The organism is Azospirillum sp. UENF 111221 (genome assembly GCF_058780625.1).
The window spans coordinates 515,700-536,732 of record NZ_JBSNCH010000005.1 but is presented as its reverse complement, the minus strand read 5'-3'; the positions used below and the strand labels follow the sequence as shown (position 1 = coordinate 536,732).

General features: G+C 65.2%; 18 protein-coding genes and 1 pseudogene. 12 read left to right on the top strand and 7 right to left on the bottom strand.

All coding sequences use genetic code 11. The features are described from left to right. The first annotated feature begins 101 nt into the window (after nucleotides 1-101). The 3 genes from ACWPN3_RS16920 (at nucleotide 102) to ACWPN3_RS16910 (ending at nucleotide 2,889) form a co-directional block, all read left to right on the top strand. Nucleotides 102-989, top strand: a complete 888-nt coding sequence (locus ACWPN3_RS16920; protein ID WP_109452701.1) for a branched-chain amino acid ABC transporter permease — start codon at nucleotides 102-104, stop codon at nucleotides 987-989. Nucleotides 990-993: 4 nt separating this feature from the next. Beyond that, the gene (locus tag ACWPN3_RS16915; RefSeq protein WP_109446298.1) at nucleotides 994-1,989 is read left to right on the top strand and encodes a branched-chain amino acid ABC transporter permease; all 996 of its coding nucleotides are present in this window, start codon (nucleotides 994-996) and stop codon (nucleotides 1,987-1,989) included. Between the two features lie 237 nt (nucleotides 1,990-2,226). Continuing rightward, nucleotides 2,227-2,889 (top strand): phasin family protein, encoded by a 663-nt coding sequence (locus ACWPN3_RS16910; protein ID WP_109446296.1) that lies wholly within the window; start codon nucleotides 2,227-2,229, stop codon nucleotides 2,887-2,889. Between the two features lie 124 nt (nucleotides 2,890-3,013). On the opposite strand, the gene ACWPN3_RS16905 is transcribed toward ACWPN3_RS16910, so the two are convergent. Both ACWPN3_RS16905 and ACWPN3_RS16900 read right to left on the bottom strand, forming a co-directional pair. Continuing rightward, the gene (locus ACWPN3_RS16905) at nucleotides 3,014-3,856 is read right to left on the bottom strand and encodes a 23S rRNA (adenine(2030)-N(6))-methyltransferase RlmJ (protein ID WP_109446294.1); all 843 of its coding nucleotides are present in this window, start codon (nucleotides 3,854-3,856) and stop codon (nucleotides 3,014-3,016) included. Nucleotides 3,857-3,941: 85 nt separating this feature from the next. Then, on the bottom strand, nucleotides 3,942-4,553 hold the full coding sequence (locus ACWPN3_RS16900) for a lytic transglycosylase domain-containing protein (protein ID WP_247872968.1): 612 nt from the start codon (nucleotides 4,551-4,553) through the stop codon (nucleotides 3,942-3,944). A gap of 546 nt (nucleotides 4,554-5,099) precedes the next feature. Here ACWPN3_RS16900 and ACWPN3_RS16895 point away from each other — a divergent pair. Continuing rightward, nucleotides 5,100-5,783 (top strand): annotated as a pseudogene (locus ACWPN3_RS16895) (tetratricopeptide repeat protein); the annotation flags it as partial. A 55-nt stretch (nucleotides 5,784-5,838) separates the two neighbouring features. Continuing rightward, on the top strand, nucleotides 5,839-6,567 hold the full coding sequence (locus ACWPN3_RS16890; RefSeq protein ID WP_492261601.1) for a class I SAM-dependent DNA methyltransferase: 729 nt from the start codon (nucleotides 5,839-5,841) through the stop codon (nucleotides 6,565-6,567). Between the two features lie 46 nt (nucleotides 6,568-6,613). On the opposite strand, the gene ACWPN3_RS16885 is transcribed toward ACWPN3_RS16890, so the two are convergent. Together ACWPN3_RS16885 and ACWPN3_RS16880 are read right to left on the bottom strand one after the other, a co-directional pair. Next, nucleotides 6,614-8,101, bottom strand: coding sequence for a hypothetical protein (locus tag ACWPN3_RS16885; RefSeq protein ID WP_492240567.1), 1,488 nt, complete (start codon nucleotides 8,099-8,101; stop codon nucleotides 6,614-6,616). 109 nt (nucleotides 8,102-8,210) lie between these two features. Next, complete coding sequence (locus ACWPN3_RS16880; protein WP_247872967.1) at nucleotides 8,211-8,420, bottom strand: anti-sigma factor family protein; 210 nt, start codon at nucleotides 8,418-8,420, stop codon at nucleotides 8,211-8,213. Nucleotides 8,421-8,785: 365 nt separating this feature from the next. Here ACWPN3_RS16880 and ACWPN3_RS16875 point away from each other — a divergent pair, with 365 nt between their 5' ends. After that, nucleotides 8,786-9,646, top strand: a complete 861-nt coding sequence (locus ACWPN3_RS16875; protein WP_492240566.1) for an SDR family oxidoreductase — start codon at nucleotides 8,786-8,788, stop codon at nucleotides 9,644-9,646. A gap of 180 nt (nucleotides 9,647-9,826) precedes the next feature. On the opposite strand, the gene ACWPN3_RS16870 is transcribed toward ACWPN3_RS16875, so the two are convergent. Together ACWPN3_RS16870 and ACWPN3_RS16865 are read right to left on the bottom strand one after the other, a co-directional pair. Beyond that, on the bottom strand, nucleotides 9,827-10,300 hold the full coding sequence (locus ACWPN3_RS16870) for a sigma-70 family RNA polymerase sigma factor (RefSeq protein ID WP_085089358.1): 474 nt from the start codon (nucleotides 10,298-10,300) through the stop codon (nucleotides 9,827-9,829). A 481-nt stretch (nucleotides 10,301-10,781) separates the two neighbouring features. Beyond that, complete coding sequence (locus ACWPN3_RS16865; protein ID WP_492261600.1) at nucleotides 10,782-11,258, bottom strand: GNAT family N-acetyltransferase; 477 nt, start codon at nucleotides 11,256-11,258, stop codon at nucleotides 10,782-10,784. Nucleotides 11,259-11,499: 241 nt separating this feature from the next. Here ACWPN3_RS16865 and ACWPN3_RS16860 point away from each other — a divergent pair, with 241 nt between their 5' ends. The 6 genes from ACWPN3_RS16860 (at nucleotide 11,500) to ACWPN3_RS16835 (ending at nucleotide 20,061) form a co-directional block, all read left to right on the top strand. Next, a complete protein-coding gene (locus ACWPN3_RS16860; protein WP_492240564.1) occupies nucleotides 11,500-13,998 on the top strand; it encodes a glycogen/starch/alpha-glucan phosphorylase in 2,499 nt (832 codons plus the stop codon). A gap of 287 nt (nucleotides 13,999-14,285) precedes the next feature. Then, nucleotides 14,286-15,326 carry an aspartate-semialdehyde dehydrogenase gene (locus ACWPN3_RS16855; protein WP_492240563.1) on the top strand — a complete coding sequence of 347 codons (1,041 nt, stop codon included), beginning with the start codon at nucleotides 14,286-14,288 and terminating at the stop codon, nucleotides 15,324-15,326. 160 nt (nucleotides 15,327-15,486) lie between these two features. Continuing rightward, on the top strand, nucleotides 15,487-17,094 hold the full coding sequence (locus ACWPN3_RS16850; RefSeq protein WP_109051546.1) for a peptide chain release factor 3: 1,608 nt from the start codon (nucleotides 15,487-15,489) through the stop codon (nucleotides 17,092-17,094). Between the two features lie 194 nt (nucleotides 17,095-17,288). Then, on the top strand, nucleotides 17,289-18,860 hold the full coding sequence (locus tag ACWPN3_RS16845; RefSeq protein WP_492240562.1) for a sensor histidine kinase: 1,572 nt from the start codon (nucleotides 17,289-17,291) through the stop codon (nucleotides 18,858-18,860). Continuing rightward, nucleotides 18,853-19,260, top strand: a complete 408-nt coding sequence (locus ACWPN3_RS16840) for a response regulator (RefSeq protein WP_492240561.1) — start codon at nucleotides 18,853-18,855, stop codon at nucleotides 19,258-19,260. Before ACWPN3_RS16845 ends, ACWPN3_RS16840 begins: the two co-directional genes overlap by 8 nt. Nucleotides 19,261-19,303: 43 nt before the next feature. Next, nucleotides 19,304-20,061 (top strand): IS5 family transposase gene (locus ACWPN3_RS16835; RefSeq protein WP_492241372.1). Its coding sequence is split into 2 segments (ribosomal slippage): nucleotides 19,304-19,628 and nucleotides 19,628-20,061, totalling 759 coding nucleotides; the frame shifts between segments, so codons are not numbered across the junction. A 36-nt stretch (nucleotides 20,062-20,097) separates the two neighbouring features. On the opposite strand, the gene ACWPN3_RS16830 is transcribed toward ACWPN3_RS16835, so the two are convergent. Next, entirely contained in the window at nucleotides 20,098-21,030 is a 933-nt protein-coding gene (locus tag ACWPN3_RS16830) for a transglutaminase family protein (RefSeq protein ID WP_492240560.1), read from the bottom strand. Nucleotides 21,031-21,033: the final 3 nt, after the last annotated feature.

Genomic DNA, 21,033 nt, shown 5'->3' with positions numbered 1-21,033 from the left:
CGGCCGGTACAAAGCCATGACGTGACGGAGCGGGATCCCCGCCGCGGCGGTCCTGGGGGACCGGTTCGGCGGGGATGCCGTTGGGGAGAGCGACGCTCATGATGGGAACGATTTTCGGCATTCCGCCCCAGGCGCTGTTCGGCCAGCTTCTGCTGGGGTTGATCAACGGATCGTTTTACGCGCTGCTCAGCCTTGGGCTGGCGGTGATCTTCGGCATGTTGAACGTCATCAACTTCGCCCATGGCGCGCTTTATATGATGGGCGCTTTCGTCGCGTGGCTGCTGCTGACCCAGCTTGGCATCGGTTACTGGTGGGCGCTGCTGCTGGCGCCGCTTGTCGTCGGGCTGTTCGGGGTGGTTCTGGAAAAAACGCTGCTGTCGCGGCTTTACAAGCTGGACCATCTCTACGGCCTGCTGCTGACCTTCGGGCTGGCGCTGATCGTCGAGGGCGCGTTCCGCCACCAGTATGGCGTCTCGGGGCAGCCTTACCCTATCCCCGACGCGCTGAAGGGCGGGCAGAATCTCGGCTTCATGTTCCTGCCCAACTATCGCGGCTGGGTGGTCGTCGCCTCCCTGATTGTCTGTATCAGCACCTGGATCGCCATCGAGAAGACGAAGCTGGGCGCCTATCTGCGCGCGGCGACGGAAAATCCGGTGCTGGTCCAGGCCTTCGGCATCAATGTCCCGCGGATGATCACGCTGACCTACGCCTTCGGCGTGGCGTTGGCCGGGCTTGCCGGCGTGCTGGCGGCGCCGATCTACCAAGTGTCACCGCTGATGGGATCGAACCTGATCATCGTGGTCTTCGCCGTGGTGGTGATCGGCGGCATGGGGTCGATCCTGGGTGCCGTGCTGACCGGTTATGGGCTTGGCCTGCTGGAGGGGCTGACCAAGGTGTTCTACCCGGAGGCCTCCAACATCGTGGTCTTCGTCATCATGGCGGTGGTGCTGATGATCAAGCCAGCCGGCTTGTTCGGACGGGAGAGGTGAGCGCATGAGCCTTCATTCGCAAAGCGGCGTCCAGGCATCCGGGAAGGCCGTGCATGCGCCGGCTGCAGGGTCGACGCTGGCGCGGGTCGGCGCCCTTGCCGTGCTGGTGGCGCTGCTGGCGGTTCCCTTTCTGCTCTATCCCGTCTTCCTGATGAAGGTGCTGTGTTTCGCCCTGTTCGCCTGTGCCTTCAACCTGCTGATCGGCTTCGGCGGTCTGCTCAGCTTCGGTCACGCCGCCTTCTTCGGAAGCGCCGCCTATGTCACAGCCCATACGGTAAAGGTGTGGGGACTGTCGCCGGAACTGGGGATTCTGCTTGGCACCGCGGCCTCGGCGTTCCTCGGCATCCTGTTCGGCAGCATCGCGATCCGTCGCCAGGGCATCTATTTCGCCATGATCACGCTGGCGCTGAGCCAGATGGTGTTCTTCCTCGCCCTGCAATTGCCCTTTACCCATGGCGAGGATGGCATCCAGGCGGTTCCGCGCGGCGTGCTGTTCGAAGTCTTCGACCTGAACAACCCGCTGGCGATGTACTATACGGTGCTGGGCGTTTTCCTGATCGGCTTTGCCATCATCTGGCGGACCGTGCATTCGCCCTTCGGGCAGGTGCTGAAGGCGATCCGCGAAAACGAACCGCGCGCGATTTCCCTGGGCTACCGCACCGAGCGTTACAAGCTGATGGCCTTCGTCCTGTCGGCGACGCTGGCCGGGCTGGCCGGTGGCACCAAGGCGATTGTGTTCCAATTGGCGACGCTGACCGACGTCACGTGGCAGATGTCGGGCGAGGTGGTGCTGATGACGCTGCTGGGCGGCATGGGCACGCTGACCGGGCCGGTGATCGGAGCTGCTCTGGTGGTGACACTGGAGAATTATCTGGCGGCGACAAGCCTTCCCGTGCCGGTGGTGATCGGTTGCATCTTCGTCGTTTGCGTGCTGGTCTTCCGCCGCGGCATTGCCGGGGAAATTCAGGCGCGGTTTGGAAAGCAGAGCCGCTCCGGATAACGGCGCTGATTAAGATGGATCAAATCGAATAAGAACTGTTTCACACAAAAGACAGTTCGATTTCAAAATATCGCATACCTCGAAAGAAAGTGTGCGGCGATATTATTTTGCGTCCTGGAACGTTCTGTTTTCCTGGTGTTATAGGAATGAACTCGTTCGGCGGTGCAGCATAAATGGCCGACGCGAGATATGGGACGAAGCGTCATCCCGGACGAAAATATTCGAGGAGCATCCCGCATGGCTATGGACAAGGACACCACACCCGGTGTGCGCGACACCGCCGATCTGGCGAGGGGCGCGCTCGACGATCTGACGCGCGCCGGCGAGACCACCACCCGCCGCGCCGCCGATGCCGCGCGCTCGATCGGTGGAGCCGCGACGGAAACGGGAGTCCACGCTGCCGATGCCGGTCTGGATGCCGGACAGAGGGCGATGGATGCCGGGGCCGACATGACCCGCCGTGGCGCGGAAGCCGCCAGGTCGGCGATGGGTTCCGCCACCGATGCCGCCGGCCGTACGTCGGAGCAGTTCCAGCGCGCTCTGGGCCTGTCCAAGGAAGCCCAGGGCGAGGTCGCGAGCCAGACTCGTGAGACCATGGACGTCATGGCCCAGTGCAGCAGCGTGCTGGCCGACGGTCTCCAAAATGCCTGGCGTGAATGGATGGGGTTGGCCCAGGAGGTCGCTTCCCGCAACGCGGAGGGCATGAACGCCCTGATGCGCAGCCGGAGCGTCCCCGATTTCTACGCCGCGCAGAGCCGCATGCTGAAGGACAACATGCAACTGGTCCTCAGCCGCAGCGTGAAAATCTCCGAATTGTCGGCCAACACCGCCAACACCGCCATCGGCAAGCTGAATGCCCGACTGGAAGGTGCGGCACAGCAGGCGGAGCGCCGGTTCTGACCACCGCGCCGCCGATGACGGCACGTCATCGATAACGAACGGTCTCCATCCTGACTGAACCCCGGCCCGACAAGACCGGGGTTTTTTCTGCGCTTGGACCGGCTTTCCCCCGAATTGGCTTTCCTTACGACGCCTCGGGCGTCAGCCAGCTGACCGCCGTGCCGCCGCCGGTGGAAGGCAGGGCGTCGTGCAGGGCCGGCAGCATCGCCTTGAGCGTCTCGTCGAGTTGCCAGGGCGGATTGACGATCAGGAGACCGGAGCCGTTCAGCCGAAGATGGGTGTCTTCGGGGTGCCAGGTCAGTTCGGCGATCAGCACTTTCGGAATGCCGGTCTTCTCCACCGCATCCTGGAACCGCCAGACAGCCGCGCGTTCCTTGATCGGATACCACAGGGCGAAGATGCCGGTGGACCAGCGGCGGTGCGCCAGCGCCAGCCCTTCCGCCATGCGGGCGAACTCGTCTGGCTGCTCGAAGGGCGGGTCGATCAGGACCAGCCCGCGCTTTTCCTTGGGCGGAAGATGGGCCTTCAGCGCTGCGTAGGCATCCGACTGATGGACGGCGACGGCGCGGTCTCCGGCGAATTCGGCCTTCAGTGTGTGGGCGTCGTCAGGGTGCAGCTCCACCAGCACCATGCGGTCCTGCGGGCGCAGGGCCGCGCGGGCGACGCGGGGGGAACCGGGGTACCAGCGCAGAGCCCCGTCCGGGTTCAGCGCCTGCACGGCGCCGAGATAGGGTGCCAGGGCAGGGTGCGGAAGGGAATGGCCGAACAGCCGGCCAATGCCCTCGTCGCTCTCCGCCGTCTTGCGGGCCGCTTCGGACGTCAGGTCGTAGCGGCCGATCCCGGCGTGAGTGTCGAGCACGCAGAAAGGCGCCGGCTTGGCGCGCAGATGATCCAGGATCAGCGCCAGGACGGCGTGCTTCATCACGTCGGCCGGGTTGCCGGCGTGGAAGATATGGCGGTAGTTCATGCGTCGGGGTTTACCCGATCCGACAGCGCCGCGCCAGCGCTCTCACGGCTGCCTTCACGCAGCACGGCTATCGGTTGGTCGGCTGTCAGTTGATGGCCGCGACCTGCTGGGCATTGCGGAAGCTGCGGCGGGTGCGCGGGGCGACACTGACGGGATCGCTGTCTTCACAACGGGAGGAGGCGAGCAGCTTGGCGCTCTGCGTGTCCAGTTCGGACAGGCTCTGCCAGATCTTGCAGACATAAGCCTGGGCGCGGCGGCCCGAGCTGCCGTTGTAGCGGGTCAGCGCGGTCTTCCAGTTGCCTTCCTCGCCGTGGAAGCGGACGAGAAGCTGGCCGGCGTAAAACACGTTGTCACGCGGCTCGACGATCTTTTCCAGCGGCTGGAACTCGCCTCGGTGAGACGCGACCGAAAGCTGCATGCAACCGACATAGGTGTTGCTGCGAAGCTGGCCGCGATGGTCGCGCAGGTGGCGGGCAGCGTCGCTGACGTTGCGGGCATAATAGGGGCGACCCTGGACGCTCATCGCGAAGGGGTGGGGCGCGCCGTCCTGGCCGCTCTCAATCAGGGCGATGGCGACCAGCATGCCGGACGGAATGCCCAGCTTCTGCTCGGCTTCCACTGCGTGGGTGACGCAGCTTTCCTTCGACTGGGTCGCGCTTTGGGCCTGGGCCGTGCCGGAAACGGTCAGGACAGCCATGGAAGCCGTCAGCAGTCCCGCAGCCAGTGCGAAGCGTCCACACCCTGTGGCGCCTACGCGCTGATTTCGTCCCCGCATCCCAAACCTCCTTCTGCTGTCGCCCCGTGTTCTACGGCGGCTGTTTGACCCCCCGCGCGGGGCCGTTGTTCCGGTCACCGAGTTGCTTACGGCGACCGCCTCCTACCCAGATGTTCAGCGCCTCCCAATTGGGCGCCGGGGCCACACTTCCAAAAATTTGATCCATCGTCAACCCGCTTGCACCCTGGTAATACCACAGCTTTCGTCCGGCAGATGTCACGCCGGGCTCCGAAACGGACGGCTTAGGCCCTTCGACATGGGTAATAAGCCATTGAATTGCCACATTTCCCGGCGATAACGATAGGGTTAGCCAAGCTGGGTCCGCTATCCTTTTGAACAGGGTCCGCAAATAGGGCTACTGCGACCGCGTGTCGCCGGAATCACACTTCGGAAGGATTTTCGTTCCCCCCTTGCGCAGCGCAGCATGTTGCGGCAGTAAACTCCGCCGCCTTATTTCCCGGGACTCGGATGCCTGGGGATTGGCGGAGCCGCAGCGTCGCCCGGGACGGCCCGATGGCGGGCGGAGGCGGGTTCTCCGGGCCGGCGGCATCTCCCTGGCCGAAGCCCGACACCAGAGGACATTCATCCGTGTCAGCGGATCCCTCCTTCGGCGACGAGCCGCAAATCTACAATCTCGATCAAATGTTCCGGGATGGATATGACCGGCTCTATGCCGGGGATCATGCCGGTGCCGGGCTGGCATTCCGTACCACCGTCATTGTCGACCCCGCCAACGGCGAAGCATGGTCCGCACTGGCCGAAGCCGAAGGCGGACATGGTCCGGCGGGGCAGGCCGCAGCCTGTTTCCGGCGCGCCGTCACGCTTGAGCCGGGGAACTGGGGATGGCGGTCGATGCTTGCCGATGCGCTGCGGCAGTGCGGCGAAATCAATGCTGCACATGCGCTTTTCCACAGTCTGGCGGCGGAGCGCAGCGATTCGGCGCAGGTCCGACTCGGGCTCGGCCGCTGCCTCGCTGAACTTGGCCGGTCAGACGAGGCGTTGGAGGAGTTCCGGGAGGCAGTGGCTCTGCGCCCCAACGACCGCGATGCCGTGCTGGCACTGGCCGACGCACTGACCGCTTCCGGCGATGCACTGGCGGCGGTCGAACTGCTTCAGCCGCTCGCCCGCCGGTACGAGGGCGATCCGGCTGTCCATCATGCGTTGGGGCGCAGCTGGCTTGTCCTTCGTGAACCGGTGAAGGCCCTGGATGCCCTCCGTCACGCCCGGGACCGCGCGGAGGGGGAAGAGGCGGCGGCGATCGAACGGTCGATCGCCGCCCTGGAAGCCGGGGAGGGAGCCGACCTGTCGGCCGCCTATGTCCGCGCCCTGTTCGACCGCTATGCCGACCGCTTCGATCAGGATTCTGGTCGGCAAGCTCGGTTATGCGGCGCCGGACCTGCTGCGCTCTGCGGTCGACCGGGCGATGCCCGGGGCCGCGGCATTGCGGATTCTCGATCTCGGCTGTGGCACCGGGCTGGCGGGGGTGACCTTCAAACCGCTTGCCGCACATCTGGCCGGGGTCGATCTGTCGCCGAGGATGGTCGAGAAGGCGCGCCAGCGCATGCTCTATGATGAGTTGAGTGTCGGCGACGTGGTGGAGGCGATGGAGCGGACGCCCGGCGGCTGGGACCTGCTGGTCGCCGCCGATGTCCTTGTCTATATCGGCGATCTCGCAGCCGTCTTCGCCGCGGCGGCCCGCGCTTTGGCGCCGGGAGGCCGTTTCGCCGCGACCGTGGAGCGTCTGGCCGACGAAGCGGCGGTCGATCCCTTTGTCCTCGGCGCCACCCGGCGGTATGCCCATGCCGAGGGCTATGTCCGGGAAACTGCGGGCATGGCCGGGTTCACGATCCGCCTGATGGAGTCCTGCACTCCGCGCCGGGAGAAAGGCGTGCCGGTTCCCGGCCTGCTGTTCGTGGTGGAGCGGGCGGCGCCGTAGGAGAGGCGCCGCAAACCTCGACATTCTCTTTGGCGGATGCCCCTAATCAGATGGCTTGGGTGTACCGGCCGCCATCGCCGGGCAGGCACCAGCGGACATGCAGCTGACCCTTCGAATCGAAGCTGCATGCGATCCATCCGGCCCCCCGCAGCAGGCGTCGCCCGTTTTCCGCAAAGGGCGGCATCTCGAATCGGTGGGCCGGCAGGGGATGGTCGGGGCGGATCGCCAGTGGTTCCGCAAGCCGCGAGCGCCAGCCGACCGGCCGGCCGGTTGCGGTGAATGTGGGGGTAAAGAGCTGCCACATCTCCAGCCCGCCACCGCGCAGCACGCCCCGCGCTCCCGCTCCGTCTGCAAGGCCACGCGATGCGACGGTGATTCGGCAGCCACTTCGCCGGGAAAAATCGCCCAGGGTGCGCAGCATCCGCTCCCAATCGGCATGGCGTCCGGTCGACGACAAACGGTCTCCCAGCCGGTCGCCAAGTCGGTTGCGCATCCGGTCCGGGATTGCGCTTCCCAGGCGGTCGAGCAAGGCGGCGGCTGGAGACAAAAGCGGCCCACCGCTGACCAGGATCAGATGCCGGCATCCGGCGAAGCGGTCGAGCCAATCGGGCAGCAGGCTCCAGTCCCGTTCGGACAGCAGGCGCCGGCTGTTGCGGTCGGTCCACAGATCGAGGGCAAGAAGGCCGGCTTCGCCCAGGACGAAGCCCTGCGCCAGCGTTCCGCAGGCGGACCCCCACAGGCAATCCGGCGGGTTGTCCGCCACCGACCCGGTCTGGAACAGCTGGACCTGACGCCGCACCGCCATCAGCAACGGACGCAGGCTGCGCGATGTGGAGTCGCCCTCATCCCGGCCGCTCCAGGCGCCCGCCAGCAGACGGCCGAGATCGGCGCCATCCCACATCATCACCGACGGAATGGAGGCCAGCGCCGACGCCGCGGCGGCACCGCTCCAGACCCGAAGCATCCGGTCGAAGCCGGCGGTCATCAGCTCCTCCGCCACACCGGGCAGGGCGGGGCCGAGCCGTCGGGAGGCATCCGTCAGCAATCCCCGGGCCTGGGCGGAGGCTGACATCACCGCGTCGCCATCGATCTGCCCGCCTGCCTGAACCAACAGGTGATAGCGGTCGGCGGTATGCCGGGAGATCAGGTCCGGCCAGAGAGCGGTCGGCGCATTGGCGTCGGGACCGGCATCTTCACTCGTTCCGCTTCCGTAAAGAATAGCGAGGCGGGGAAATGAATGACGGCCCGGAACGATCACGTTCCAGCGGGGACCGCCAGGGAAACCGTATGTGACATCGGTGTCGCGCATGCCGCGGGGAACGGCGAAGTCGAAGCGCCAGACTTGGCGGCGGCGCCAGACCATCAGGTGACGCGGCGGGACGGGCAGGGTGACACCGTCCACCCGCAGATCGTCGGGCTCGACATCCCCATCCAGAACGAACAGCGCCGACAGCCACCAGCGGTCGCGCTGTTCTCCACGGAAGTACAGGATTGGGCCGAGCAGGATGCTCGGCTCCGCTCGTCTGGGCGCCATGCTTCATCCGTCCGAACCGGCCCCTCCCCCAAAGATGGGCCTGCCGCATGCAATAGCGCAATGTGCTGCCGGACGGAGAGAAAATAACGCGGGGCGCGCCGGAGGGCCGTCAGCCGTTCCGCTTGCGCAGCAGCTCCAGCATTCGGGAGGGCACCTCTTCGCTCAGGACTGGGTCGTAAAGGCGATGAAGCTCCTCGACATGCTGGCGATGCTGAGCGAGCAGCGCCTTGGCGTCGGGATCGCTCTCGACCACGCTCTCGAATTCGGCACGCTCCCGGTCGTCCAGGGCGCCGTCCAGATAGGCGTTTATATCGGTCATCGTTACACGCTTCATCTCTGTCGTTCCCGGATGGGTCGCCGGGGTTCTCCCCTGGGACACGATCAACCGTGACACGTCCGGTGGCTCCACCGCTGGCGGACGGTTCGGCCGAAAGGACCCCTATCCCATCTTATGGGCATGATCCTCCGCCATACCAGTCCGACAAACGGCGCGATCATTGCTCACTTTCGAGGCGAGCAATCCGGCACTGCCATCCTCTTTCGCGTCGCCCGGCCAAGTAACAAGGCAATGTCGCCGATTGTTCCGGCGCTCTTCTGTGAGGAACGCCGTGCATTGGGGTTTGTTGTGAATGTGCAACTCATCCCATCCATACCCGAACGGCTTGCCAACCAAGGAGAATCCCTATGGCTCAACAGGAAAGCAGGCAGCCGCCCCAGCATCAGGACACCCGGCCCGGCCATCAAGGTCCCATGGTACCGCAGCCCTCCGAAACCCGGCCCGGCTATCGCGGCAGTGGCAAGCTGCGTGACAAGGTTGCGCTGATCACCGGCGGCGACAGCGGCATCGGACGGGCCATCGCCGTGCTGTACGCCCGTGAGGGTGCGAAGGTCGGCATCCTGTACCTGAACGAGGATGACGACGCCCGTGAGACCCGCCGGCTGGTCGAAGCCGAAGGTCAACCCTGCACCATCCTGAGCGGCGACGTCGGCGACGAGGAGATCTGCCGCAAGGCGGTGGAGCAGCTTGTCGGCGAGCATGGCCGCATCGACATCGTCATCAACAACGCGGCCGAACAGCATCCGCAGAAATCGATCGAGAACATCACCGCCGAACAGCTGGAGCGCACCTTCCGCACCAACATCTTCGGCCAATTCCATATGGTGAAGGCCGCGCTGCCGCACATGCGCGAGGGAGGCTGCATCATCAACACCACGTCGGTCACGGCCTACAAGGGCAGTCCGGAGTTGCTGGACTACTCCGCGACCAAGGGGGCCATCGTCGCCTTCACCCGGTCGCTGTCGATGTCGCTGGCCGACCGCGGCATCCGCGTCAACGCGGTGGCGCCCGGTCCGATCTGGACCCCGCTGATCCCATCCACCTTCGACGAGGAGAAGGTGGAGAAGTTCGGCAGCAACGTGCCGATGAAGCGCGCCGGCCAACCGGACGAGGTGGCGCCGGCTTATGTGTTCCTGGCGTCCGATGACTCTTCTTATATGTCCGGTCAGGTGCTGCACCCGAATGGCGGCACCGTTGTGAATGGCTGACGGACAGCAGGTGGAAGGCCTCGACGCCAGCGGCACCGGAGCTTCCCCCTGGTCATCCGACGCTGTCGGTGTCTCCAGGCCCCGGCGGGTATACGCGAACGCCCCCCGCAGGGGACTGCGGAGGGCGTTCATGACCGATTTGGCGCTGACGTGGCGCCGACGTGGAGGATTTCCGGTGGATCAGGCGGTCATCAGGTTGTTCAACCGTTCCCGCGCCCGGCACAGGCGCGAGCGGATGGTGCCGATCGACACATTCAGCGTCTCCGCCGCTTCCTGATAAGGACGCCCTTCGATGGCGACCAGCTTGACGACCTTGCGCTGGCTGGGGGTGAGGGAGGAAAAAGCGCGGTCGACATCGCGGAAAACCAACCTCGACATCTGCGCCGCATCGACCGACATGGCGCCGTCCCACAGCTCCACCTTCGTCACATGGCGGTCGCGCTGCAGGTTGTTGAAGTGCAGGTTCTTCAGCATGGTGGTCAGCCATGCCTGCATGTTGGTGCCGGGTTCGAAACGATGCTGGCGCGACAAGGCGCGGGCCAAGCAGTCCTGCAGCAGGTCCTCTGCGGCGTTGGCGTCACGGGTCAGTTTGCAGGCATAGCGCTGCAGGTTCGGCATGCAGCGGATCAGTTCGTTCTCGAACGAGTACGCCATGGTCTTTCCTTCCTCCACGGTCTGTGTGCGTCTCCCGCCGGCCTGGTCGGCGGCGGCACCCGTCGCGGTCAGGCGGGGCGCGGAGCGGGGACGGCGTTGGGCTTTCCGGCGCGCACGGGCGGCGGCGCCGGTTCGAAGGGCTGACAGTGCTTTTTCGATCTTGAGCGTTCAGGGTGCGGGCGTTCAGGGCATCCTGGGGATGGTCTCCCGGCTGCCCAGGGGCCGGCCCGTCATCCGGCGCGGGTCGGCTGCCCCTGCGGGGTGTTGCGGAACGATCCGGTCGGCGGTGGCGTCATTGAGGCGGTCCCGTTGTTGCCCGTCGTTGATCGTGTCGGGAGCTAAACGCACCGTGCGCCGGGGATGTTCCACCGCAGGATTCGGAAAGAGTGACATCGGTGGCAGAATCCAGCGATTCCGGTCCAGGTTCAGCTTGCCGGGCTTACCACCATCGAATGCGGATGCCGGTGCGACCCTGCAACAGTCAGTGGCCGGGACTCAGCAGCTTTTCCAAGCGCAGCGCCGCCATTCCGTCCTCGTAATAATCCGGATAGACGGAGAAACGGCGGTAGCCGGCGGCAGTATAGAGGGCGATTGCCGCAGCATTGTCCGCCCGCACCTCCAGCCTCATGCCGCGGCAGCCATGGTTGGCGGTGGCTTTCTCCAGGGCGGCGAGCAGGCTGCGGCCGAGTCCCTGCCCGCGTTTGTCGGGGGCCACGGCGAAGGAGGTCAGCCGGGCGAAGGGCGTCCCGGCGTGGAAACCGACAACACCATAGGCACTGGGCCCATAGTCACCGGGCTGATGGGCAAGCGACGCTTCCTGCACCTTCGGTACTTGGCGGTATGCCACAAGCACCATACCTTTTGCTTGCCGGATCGCGTAACGGAAGTTGCGCTGCGTCATCCGGTCGGTCGCGAAGCTCTGCTCCTCGATCGCCAGCAGCGCAGGAATATCGGCCATTTCGGCGCGGCGGATGCCGATGCATGCTGCATCGCAGTGGACAGGATCGGATTCGTGACGCATCGTTGGTGGGAAATAGGGGAGGGGATGACAACCTACTCCCTTTTACCACAGCGAAACGACGGTATGCTCCATCTGGGAAAGCTTTGCTTAACCAACAGGGCAGACACTTCCCCCATATACGGAGCGCCGTCCTTCCAGCCGCCCGCTCCTATTGGCCTTTCACGCAGAAAGTCAGGACATGGACGCTCGGTTCAAATCTCGCGACATCGAACGCCGCAGCCTTGATGTCGATGGCCTCAAACGGTCGTTCCTGGAATGGCTGGTTTATTCGGTCGGCAAGGATGCCCGCGCCGCCACGCGCCGCGACTGGTTCCACACCGTGGCGCTGGCCGTGCGCGACCGCGTCGTCGACCGCTGGATGGACACGACCCGCAGCTATTACCATGAAGACGCCAAGCGCGTTTATTACCTTTCCCTGGAATTCCTGATCGGGCGCCTGCTGACCAACAGCCTGTCGAACCTGGGAATCGTGGACGAGTGCCGTCAGGCGCTCGACCGCCTCGGCCTGTCGATGGAGGATGTGGTCGACGCCGAGCCGGATGCGGCGCTCGGCAACGGCGGCCTCGGCCGCCTGGCCGCCTGTTTCCTCGACAGCATGGCCTCGCAGGGCCTGCCGGGCTACGGCTACGGCATCCGCTACGAGTTCGGCCTGTTCGAGCAGCGCTTCGAGAACGGCTGGCAGGTCGAATATCCCGAACAGTGGCTGCAATTCGGCAACCCTTGGGAATTTGCCCGTCCGGAGGTGCTGTATCCGGTCCAGTTCTACGGCCGCGTCGAGGAGTTCCGCGACAGCGTCGGCGAGCGCGCCTACCGCTGGGTCGATGCCGACCGCGTGCTGGCGATGGCCTATGACACGCCGGTCGTCGGGTTCGGCGGCGAGACGATCAACACGCTGCGCCTGTGGTCGGCCCGCGCCACCCGCGACTTCAACTTCGGCCACTTCAACGACGGCGCCTATATGAAGGCGGTCGAGCAGAAGATCCTGTCGGAGAATCTCAGCCGCGTCCTCTATCCCAACGATGCGACGGAGACCGGCAAGGAACTGCGGCTGAAGCAGGAGTATTTCTTCACCTCCGCGTCCTTGCAGGACATCCTGCGCCGTTATCTGCAGCACCACACCACCTTCGAGAACCTGCCCAACAAGGCGGCGATCCAGCTGAACGACACCCACCCGGCCATTGGCATCGCCGAACTGATGCGCCTGCTGGTCGATCAGCACGCCCTGCGCTGGGACGACGCGTGGGAGATCACCCGCGCCACCTTTGCCTACACCAACCACACGCTGCTGCCCGAGGCGCTGGAAGCCTGGCCGGTGCGGATGATCGAGCGGGTGCTGCCGCGCCACATGCAGATCATCTACGAGATCAACGCCAAGTTCCTGAACCGCACCAAGGCCAAGGCCGCAGGCGACAACGCCAAGCTGTCGCGCCTGTCGCTGATCGATGAGCGCGGCGAGCGCCGCGTCCGCATGGGCAACCTGGCCTTCCTCGGTTCGCACAAGGTCAACGGCGTGTCGGCCCTGCACACCGATCTGATGAAGCAGACGGTGTTCGCCGACTTCCACGAGGAATTCCCGGACCGCATCAACAACAAGACCAACGGCATCACCCCGCGCCGCTGGCTGAAGCAGGCCAACCCGGCCCTGTCGGAGCTGATCACCACCCGCATCGGCGAGGGCTGGATCTCCGACCTGTCGCAGATCGCGGCACTGCGCGAGAAGGCCGACGACATGGTGTTCCGCGAGGAATTCCGCCGGGCCAAGCGCAAGAACAAGAAGCGTCTGGCCGCCTACATCGCCCGCCAGACCGGCGAGGAGGTGCTGGTCGACAGCATCTTCGACGTGCAGGTCAAGCGCATGCACGAGTACAAGCGCCAGCTGCTGAACGTGCTGCACACCATCGCGCTTTACAACGAGATGCGCGACAATCCGACGGTCAGCTGGGTTCCAGTGACCAAGGTGTTCGCCGGCAAGGCGGCGCCGTCCTATCACATGGCCAAGCTGATCATCAAACTGATCAACGACGTCGCCAAGGTGGTGAACCACGACCCATCGGTGCACGACAACCTGAAGGTCGTGCTGCTGCCGAACTACAACGTCACCGCAGCGGAAATCATCATCCCGGCCGCCGACCTGTCGGAGCAGATATCCACCGCCGGCATGGAGGCGTCGGGCACCGGCAACATGAAGCTGGCCCTGAACGGCGCGCTGACCATCGGCACGCTGGACGGCGCCAACGTCGAGATCCGCGAGCATGTAGGGGCGGACAACATCTTCATCTTCGGCATGACCGCGGATGAGGTGAACGACCTGCGCGCCAGCGGCGGCTTCAACCCGCGCGAGGTGATCGCGTCGAACCCCAGCCTGAAGCGGGCGCTCGACATGATCTCGACCGGCGCCTTCTCGCCGGACGACCGCAACCGCTACCACCCCATCGTCCAGGCGCTGACCGACGGCGGCGACCATTTCCTGGTGACGGCGGACTTCGCCGACTATTGCCGGGCGCAGGACGCGGCGATGCAGCTGTACCGCGACCCGGAGGAATGGACCCGCAAGGCCATCCTGAACACCGCCAGCATGGGCTGGTTCTCGTCCGACCGTACGGTCAACGAGTATGCCGGAGAGGTCTGGGACGTACACCCGGTCAAGCCGAGCCATGACGGCGAGGGCTTCCGGTAAAGCCGGTAATTTCTGAAAGGGCGAACGCGCAGGCGCTTTACAATGCCTGCGCGTTCGGATAAGAAGGCGTCATGAACCGCAAGGCCATCACCACCACTACGACCAAAAAAGCGACTCGCTTCGGCGGGCAGCGTCGTGGTGCGTGCTGATCGGATCGACCAGCGTTTCTTCCACGAGGCAGGCCCCGCCGGACAACGGACGGGGCCTCGTCGTATCCGGGGTCCGCTGTCCGAACGACCGATAGGCCGGTCCGATCAACAGTGCGATAGACAGGACGGAACCCCGCCATGAGCAGCAGCAACGCCTCCGCTTCTTCCAAGTCCCTCCGCGTCGCCGTGGTCGGCGCCACCGGCGCCGTCGGCCGCGAGATGGTCAAGGTCCTTCACGACCGCAACTTCCCTGTCGCCGAACTCGGCCTGTTCGCCTCCGAGCGGTCCGCCGGCAAGGTTCAGGACACCCCCTATGGCGCCCTGACCCTGACGGCTTTCGATGCCGCGGTGGTGAAGGGGTACGACGTTGTCCTGCTGGCTGTGTCGGGCGATTTCGCCAAGGCGCATGCCAAGGATCTGGCCTCGGCCGGCGCGCTGGTGATCGACAACAGCTCCGCCTTCCGCTACGACGCCGACATCCCGCTGATCGTTCCGGAAATCAACGCCCACGTCTTCCGCGAGGCGTACGCCGCCGGGTCGCGCCTGATCGCCAACCCGAACTGCACCACGGCCATCGCCGTCGTGGCGCTCGGTCCGCTGCACAAGGCCTTCGGCATCAAGCGCGCCATCGTCTCCACCTATCAGGCGACCAGCGGCGCCGGCGCCGAGGGCATGGCCGAGCTGGAAGAGCAGACGCGCAACCAGCTGGACGGCAAGCCGGTCACCAACAGCGTGTTCCGCCACCCGATCCCCTTCAACCTGATCCCCCAGATCGACGCCTTCCAGGAGAACGGCTACACGAAGGAGGAGATGAAGGTGACGTGGGAGACGCGGAAGATCATGGAGGTTCCGGATTTGCCGCTCAGCTGCACCGCCGTCCGCATCCCGACCTACCGCGCCCATTCCGAGGCCATCACGCTGGAGACCATCCAGCCGGTCACGCCCGACGCCGCGCGTGCCGTCCTGGCCGATGCCGCCGGCGTGAAGGTGGTGGACGATCCGGCCAACGGCGCCTACCCGATGCCGCTGAACGCCACCGGCCAGTATGACGTCGAGGTCGGCCGCATCCGCACCAACATCGTCTTCGGCGACCATGGCCTGGACCTGTTCGTCTGCGGCGACCAGCTGCTGAAGGGCGCCGCCCTGAACGCGGTGCAGATCGCCGAGCTGGCGCTGTAAGGCGACCGGCCAAGGTCGATCCCAGGGGCCGATCCCAAGGCTCTGGAATCCCAGGGCAGTCACTGCTATGTAATGCGACGGGGGCCGATGGGCGTGTTTCGCCTGCCGGCCCTTTCGCCGTTCGTACCGTATAACGCCTTCAAGTCACGGGATTCTGCGCATGTCCGAACTTCAGGACGCCGTCTCCCGCCGTCGGACCTTCGCCATCATCGCGCACCCCGACGCCGGTAAGACCACGCTCACGGAAAAGCTGCTGCTGTTCGGCGGTGCCATCCAGATGGCCGGTGCCGTCAAGGCGCGCGGCGAGCAGCGGCGCGCCAAGTCGGACTGGATGAAGGTGGAGCGCGAGCGCGGCATCTCGGTGACCGCCTCCGTCATGACATTCGATTTCGACGGGCGTACATTCAACCTGCTCGACACGCCGGGCCACGAGGACTTCTCGGAGGACACCTACCGCACGCTGACCGCGGTCGACAGTGCGGTGATGGTGATCGACGGCGCGAAGGGCATCGAGGCGCAGACGCTGAAGCTGTTCGAGGTCTGCCGTCTGCGCGACGTGCCGATCATGACCTTCTGCAACAAGATGGACCGCGAGGCGCGCGATCCCTTCGACCTGATCTCGGAGATCGAGAGCGCGCTAGCGCTGGAGGTCACGCCGGCAAGCTGGCCCATCGGCATGGGCCGCGATTTCCTGGGCTGCTACGACCTGATCCGCGACCGGCTGATCCTGATGGACCGCAGCAAGGGCGACGAGATCGACGAGGGCATCGAGTGCAACGGCCTGGACGATCCCCGTCTGGACGAACTGCTTCCCGCCCACGCCGTCGCCAAGCTGCGCGAAGAGGTGGAGATGGCGCGCGGCCTGATGCCGGCCTTCGATCTGGAGGCTTATCGCGCCGGCCATCTGACTCCGATCTATTTCGGCTCCGCCATCAATAATTTCGGCGTGCGCGAGCTGCTGTCGGGCCTGGCGGAGAATGCCCCGCCGCCGCGCCCGCAGCCCGCCGATCCGCGCACCGTCGAGCCGGACGAGGAGAAGGTCACCGGCTTCGTGTTCAAGGTCCAGGCCAACATGGACCCGAACCATCGCGACCGCATTGCTTTCGTCCGTCTCTGCTCCGGCCGTTACAAGCGCGGTGCCAAGCTGAAGCACATCCGCTCCGGCAAGCTGATGGCGGTGAACAACGCCGTCCTGTTCCTTGCCCGCGACCGCGAGGTTGCGGAGGAGGCTTGGCCCGGCGACATCATGGGCATCCCCAACCATGGCAGCCTTCGCATCGGCGATACGCTGACCGAGGGCGAGGATCTGCGCTTCACCGGCGTGCCGAGCTTCGCGCCGGAACTGTTGCAGCGTGTCCGCCCCGACGATCCGATGCGGGTGAAGCACCTGCGCAAGGCGCTGGAGCATTTCGCCGAAGAGGGCGCGTCGCAGGTGTTCAAGCCGTTGACCGGCGCCGACTGGGTCGTCGGTGTCGTCGGCCAGCTGCAGTTCGAGGTTCTGGCCTCGCGCATCGAGGCGGAGTACGGCATCGCCGCTCGATTCGAGGGTGCCGGGCTGGACGCCGCCCGCTGGGTCGAGACCGACGACAAGGTTCAGCTGGAAAAGTTCATCGAGCTGAACCGCTCGGCCCTGGCCGAGGACCATGACGGCGCGCTGGTGTTCCTCGCCCGCAACGCCTGGCACCTGAACCGCGCACAGGAGGATTTCCCGGCGCTGCGCTTCCTGAAGACACGCGAGCAGAACCGCAAGGTCCACACCGCCGCGTGACGCGAACGCCCGCTCACGTGGCCTTGGCCGCGGAGCGGGCGTCCTTTCAGTAGAGAAATCTCAAAGACCCACCCTAGCGGATTGACGGCTTGACGGAGTCGGTCCGGTGGCGGAACGTGTGCCGATGTGTCAGATGGTTTCGACGCATAATCAACGTCCTCCGTCGGACGGGCACCGTTGGGAAAGAGGCGGACATGGCCGTGGGATTGGAAGAGCTTCTGGACACCGGCGGTTTCGTTCCCCATGGGGTCTGCCTGCTCTGGCGCCCCGACATCCTGATGCTGCATGTCGCGTCGGATGTACTGATCGGCCTGTCCTATTTCTCGATTCCGGTGGCCCTGATCTATTTCGTGATGCGCCGCCGCGACGTGGCCTTCGGCTGGATGGCGCTGCTGTTTGCGCTGTTCATCATCGCCTGCGGCACCACCCATTTCCTGTCGGTCTGGACCTTGTGGACACCCGACTATGTGCTCGAAGGTCTGGTGAAGCTGATTACCGCCTTCGCGTCGCTGGCGACGGCGGCGGCGCTCTGGTGGTTGATGCCGCGCCTGCTGGCCCTGCCCAGCCCGCGGGAGCTTGAGGCCAGCAACCGCGCGCTGGCGCTGGAGGTGGCGACCCGGCGCGAAATGGAGGCCCGCTATTCGGGCTTCTTCAACAACCTGGGCGAGGCGCTGTTCATCGTCCAGGTTCTTCCCGACGGTGACTTCGCCTATGAAGCCATCAACCCGGCATTGGCGCGGATCGGCGGATTGGACCCCGAACAGATGCGCGATCGCCGTGTCCGGGATGCGGTGAAGCCGGAACTGGCCGATCTGGTCATTCCCCGCTACACCTCCTGCCGCGACAGCGGCAAAGCCATCGATTACGAAGAGACGCTGGACATGCCGGCCGGCCAGCGCGTCTTCCACACCATGCTGGTGCCGGTCAAGGACGCCGCCGGCCGGGTCGTCCAGATCCTCGGCAGCGGCCGCGACGTGACCGAACGCAAGCGCTTGCAGGAAGAGGTGATCCAAACCTCCAAGCTGGCGACGCTGGGCACGCTGGCTGCCGGCATGGCGCACGAGATGAGCCAGCCGTTGAACATCATCCGTCTGTGGACGGAAAACACCCTGGCCCGGCTGCATGACAATCTGCTCGAACCCGCTCGCGCGGAGAAGGCGTTGAAGCTGGTGATCGAGCAGACCGAGCGCATGGGCAAGCTGATCGACCATGTCCGCACCTTTGGCCGGCGGGACGGCGGCAGCATGCGCTCCTTCCATCCCGCCGACTGCGTTCAGAGTGCGGTCGAGCTTGTCCGCCATCAATATCGTCAGGAAGACATCGAGATCGTCGAGAAAGGCTGGGCGGCGCAACTGGCGGTATCCGGACGGCCACTTGAATTGGAGCAGGTGATCCTCAACCTGTTTTCGAACGCGCGCGATGCGATCATCGCGCTTCGTGCAACGGGTGGAGCAGCGGGACGCATCATGGTGGCGGTCGGCGACGATCCCAACGGGCATAGCGTGGTCATCCAGGTGACCGACGATGGCGGTGGGATCGATCCCGCGGTGCTGCCACAGATATTCGATCCCTTCTTCACCACCAAGGAGGTCGGCAAGGGATCCGGCCTGGGGCTGTCGATCGGCTATGGAATCATCGACAGCATGGGTGGGCGGATCGAAGCGCGCAACGTCGATCTGGAGGGGGGAGGCCGCGGCGTCCGCTTCACCATCACGCTGCCGAGCCAGCCGGTCTCCTCAGTCGACAGGGAGTTCTCGCATGCCTGATCGGTTCCATATCCTGATCGCGGAGGACGAGGTGCTGGCAGCCATGGCGCTGGAGGACTTCCTGTCCTTCAAGGGCTTCCGGGTGACCGTCGCCGCCAATGGGGCGGAGGCGCTGGAGCGCTTTGCCAGCGAGCGGATCCACGCGCTGGTGACCGACCTGCGCATGCCGCGCATGGATGGCGAGACGCTGATCCGGGAAATCCGTGAACGCGACACCACCCTGCCGGTGGTGGTGATGACCGGCTACCTGACGGAGGACAGCGACCTGAAGCAGGAGCGCTGGAAGCCGTTGGAGATCTTCAGCAAGCCGGTCAACCCGCGCACCATCTGCACCACGCTGCACCGTATGCTGGGCATACCGCTAGGCCCAATCGACATTCATGGTTCCCATCGGGACTGAGTTGTGATTCATGGGTTTCCGCTATTTTGAGGCGGAGCTGTCGATGGGGATCAAACGCTACGAACTGACGGATTCCCAATGGGCACGGATTTCAGGATTGCTGCCCGGCAAGGTTGGCGATCCCGGCCGCTCGGGTGGCGATAATCGTCTGTTCGTCAATGGCTGCCTGTGGGTTCTCCGTTCCGGCGCCCACTGGTGCGATCTGCCTGAACGATATGGCAAGTGGAAGACGGTCCACCGCCGTTTCAGCCGCTGGTGCCACGCCGGGGTCTGGGAGCGGGTGTTCGAGGCGCTGACTGCCGACCGGGATAACCAGTACCTGATGATCGATAGCACGATCGTGCGTGCGCATCAGCAGGCGGCGAGCGGAAAAGGGGGGCCAAGGATCAGGCGCTGGGGCGTTCCCGAGGAGGATTGACCACCAAGATCCACATGCTGGCCGATGCGCTCGGCCGACCTCTGCGCTTGATTGTCACCGCCGGACAGGTCGGCGACATCACTCAGGCCGAAGCCTTGTTGGAAGGGCAGTCCGGCGCCGCTGTCCTCGCCGACAAAGCCTATGACAGCAATGCCTTGCGGGAGACGATTGCCGCCATGAATGCCAAAGCCGTCATCCCCTCCAACCGCTCTCGCAAGCTCATCATTCCTCATGATGCCGAAGCCTACAGACATCGAAACCGCATCGAGCGATGTTTCAACCGCCTCAAGCACTTCAGGCGATTCGCCACTCGCTACGACCGCAGGAAAATACACTTCAATGGCTTTCTCAGCCTCGCAAGCATCTCAATTTGGCTGAGGTGATTGTCGATCCGACCTAGAGGCCTGAGGCGTTTCCCTTCAGTCTTCCAGCGGTTCGACGTCCACGCTGACGGTCAGGCCATGCCCGGCGCCGCCAAGCAGGACGCCGCGGGCCGGGCTGACATCGTCGTAATCGCGTCCCCAGGCCATCGTGATGAAGTCGCGGTTGGCGACGCAGGCATTGGTCGGGCAGATGTCGAGCCAGCCGGCGCTTGCCCCGCACCAGACAGAGGCCCAGGCATGGCTGACGTCCGCGCCCACCAGCCGCGGCTGGCCGGGCGGGGGCAGGGTGCGCAAATAACCCGAGACATAGCGCGCCGGCAATCCGATGGCGCGGGCGCAGCCGACGGCGATATGGGCGAAGTCCTGGCAGACGCCGCGGCGGTTGCGCATCACGGCCGCCAGCGGAGTCGCGACCGTCGTGGCCGTGGGATCGAAGGCGAACTCATGGTTGATGCGGTTCATCAGGCTGATGGCCGCCGCGACCGCCGGACGGGCCGGCGTGAAGCTGCCCCGGACATAATCCAGCAGTTCGGGGCTGGAAGCGACCAGCGCGCTGTCGAAGCAGTATTGCGTGATCTCCGCGCCGTCGTCCGGCCCGGTCAGGCCACGCAGGCTGTCGCGCACATGCTCCCACGCTGGCGAATCGTCGGGCACCAATGCGGGCGGATCGAACACTTCCACCTCGCTTTCGGCGATGACGGAGAAAGTCCGGTGCGGCTCCTGCACGGCGACGTAGGTGACGGTGTTGCCGAAATAATCGACCCGCTCCGTCCGCACGGCCGGGACCGGGTCGATGGTCATCAGGCTGCGCCGGATACGCTGGCGCGGGTGCGGCCGGGCGGTCAGGTGCAGCAGATGGTGGGAGATCGGCACATCCTCGCCATAGTCGTAGGCTGTGGCATGGCGCAGGCGATAGCGGGTGGAAAGACCGCTGCTGCCGGAAGCGGGAGCGGAGGGCGGAGGCGTCATCGC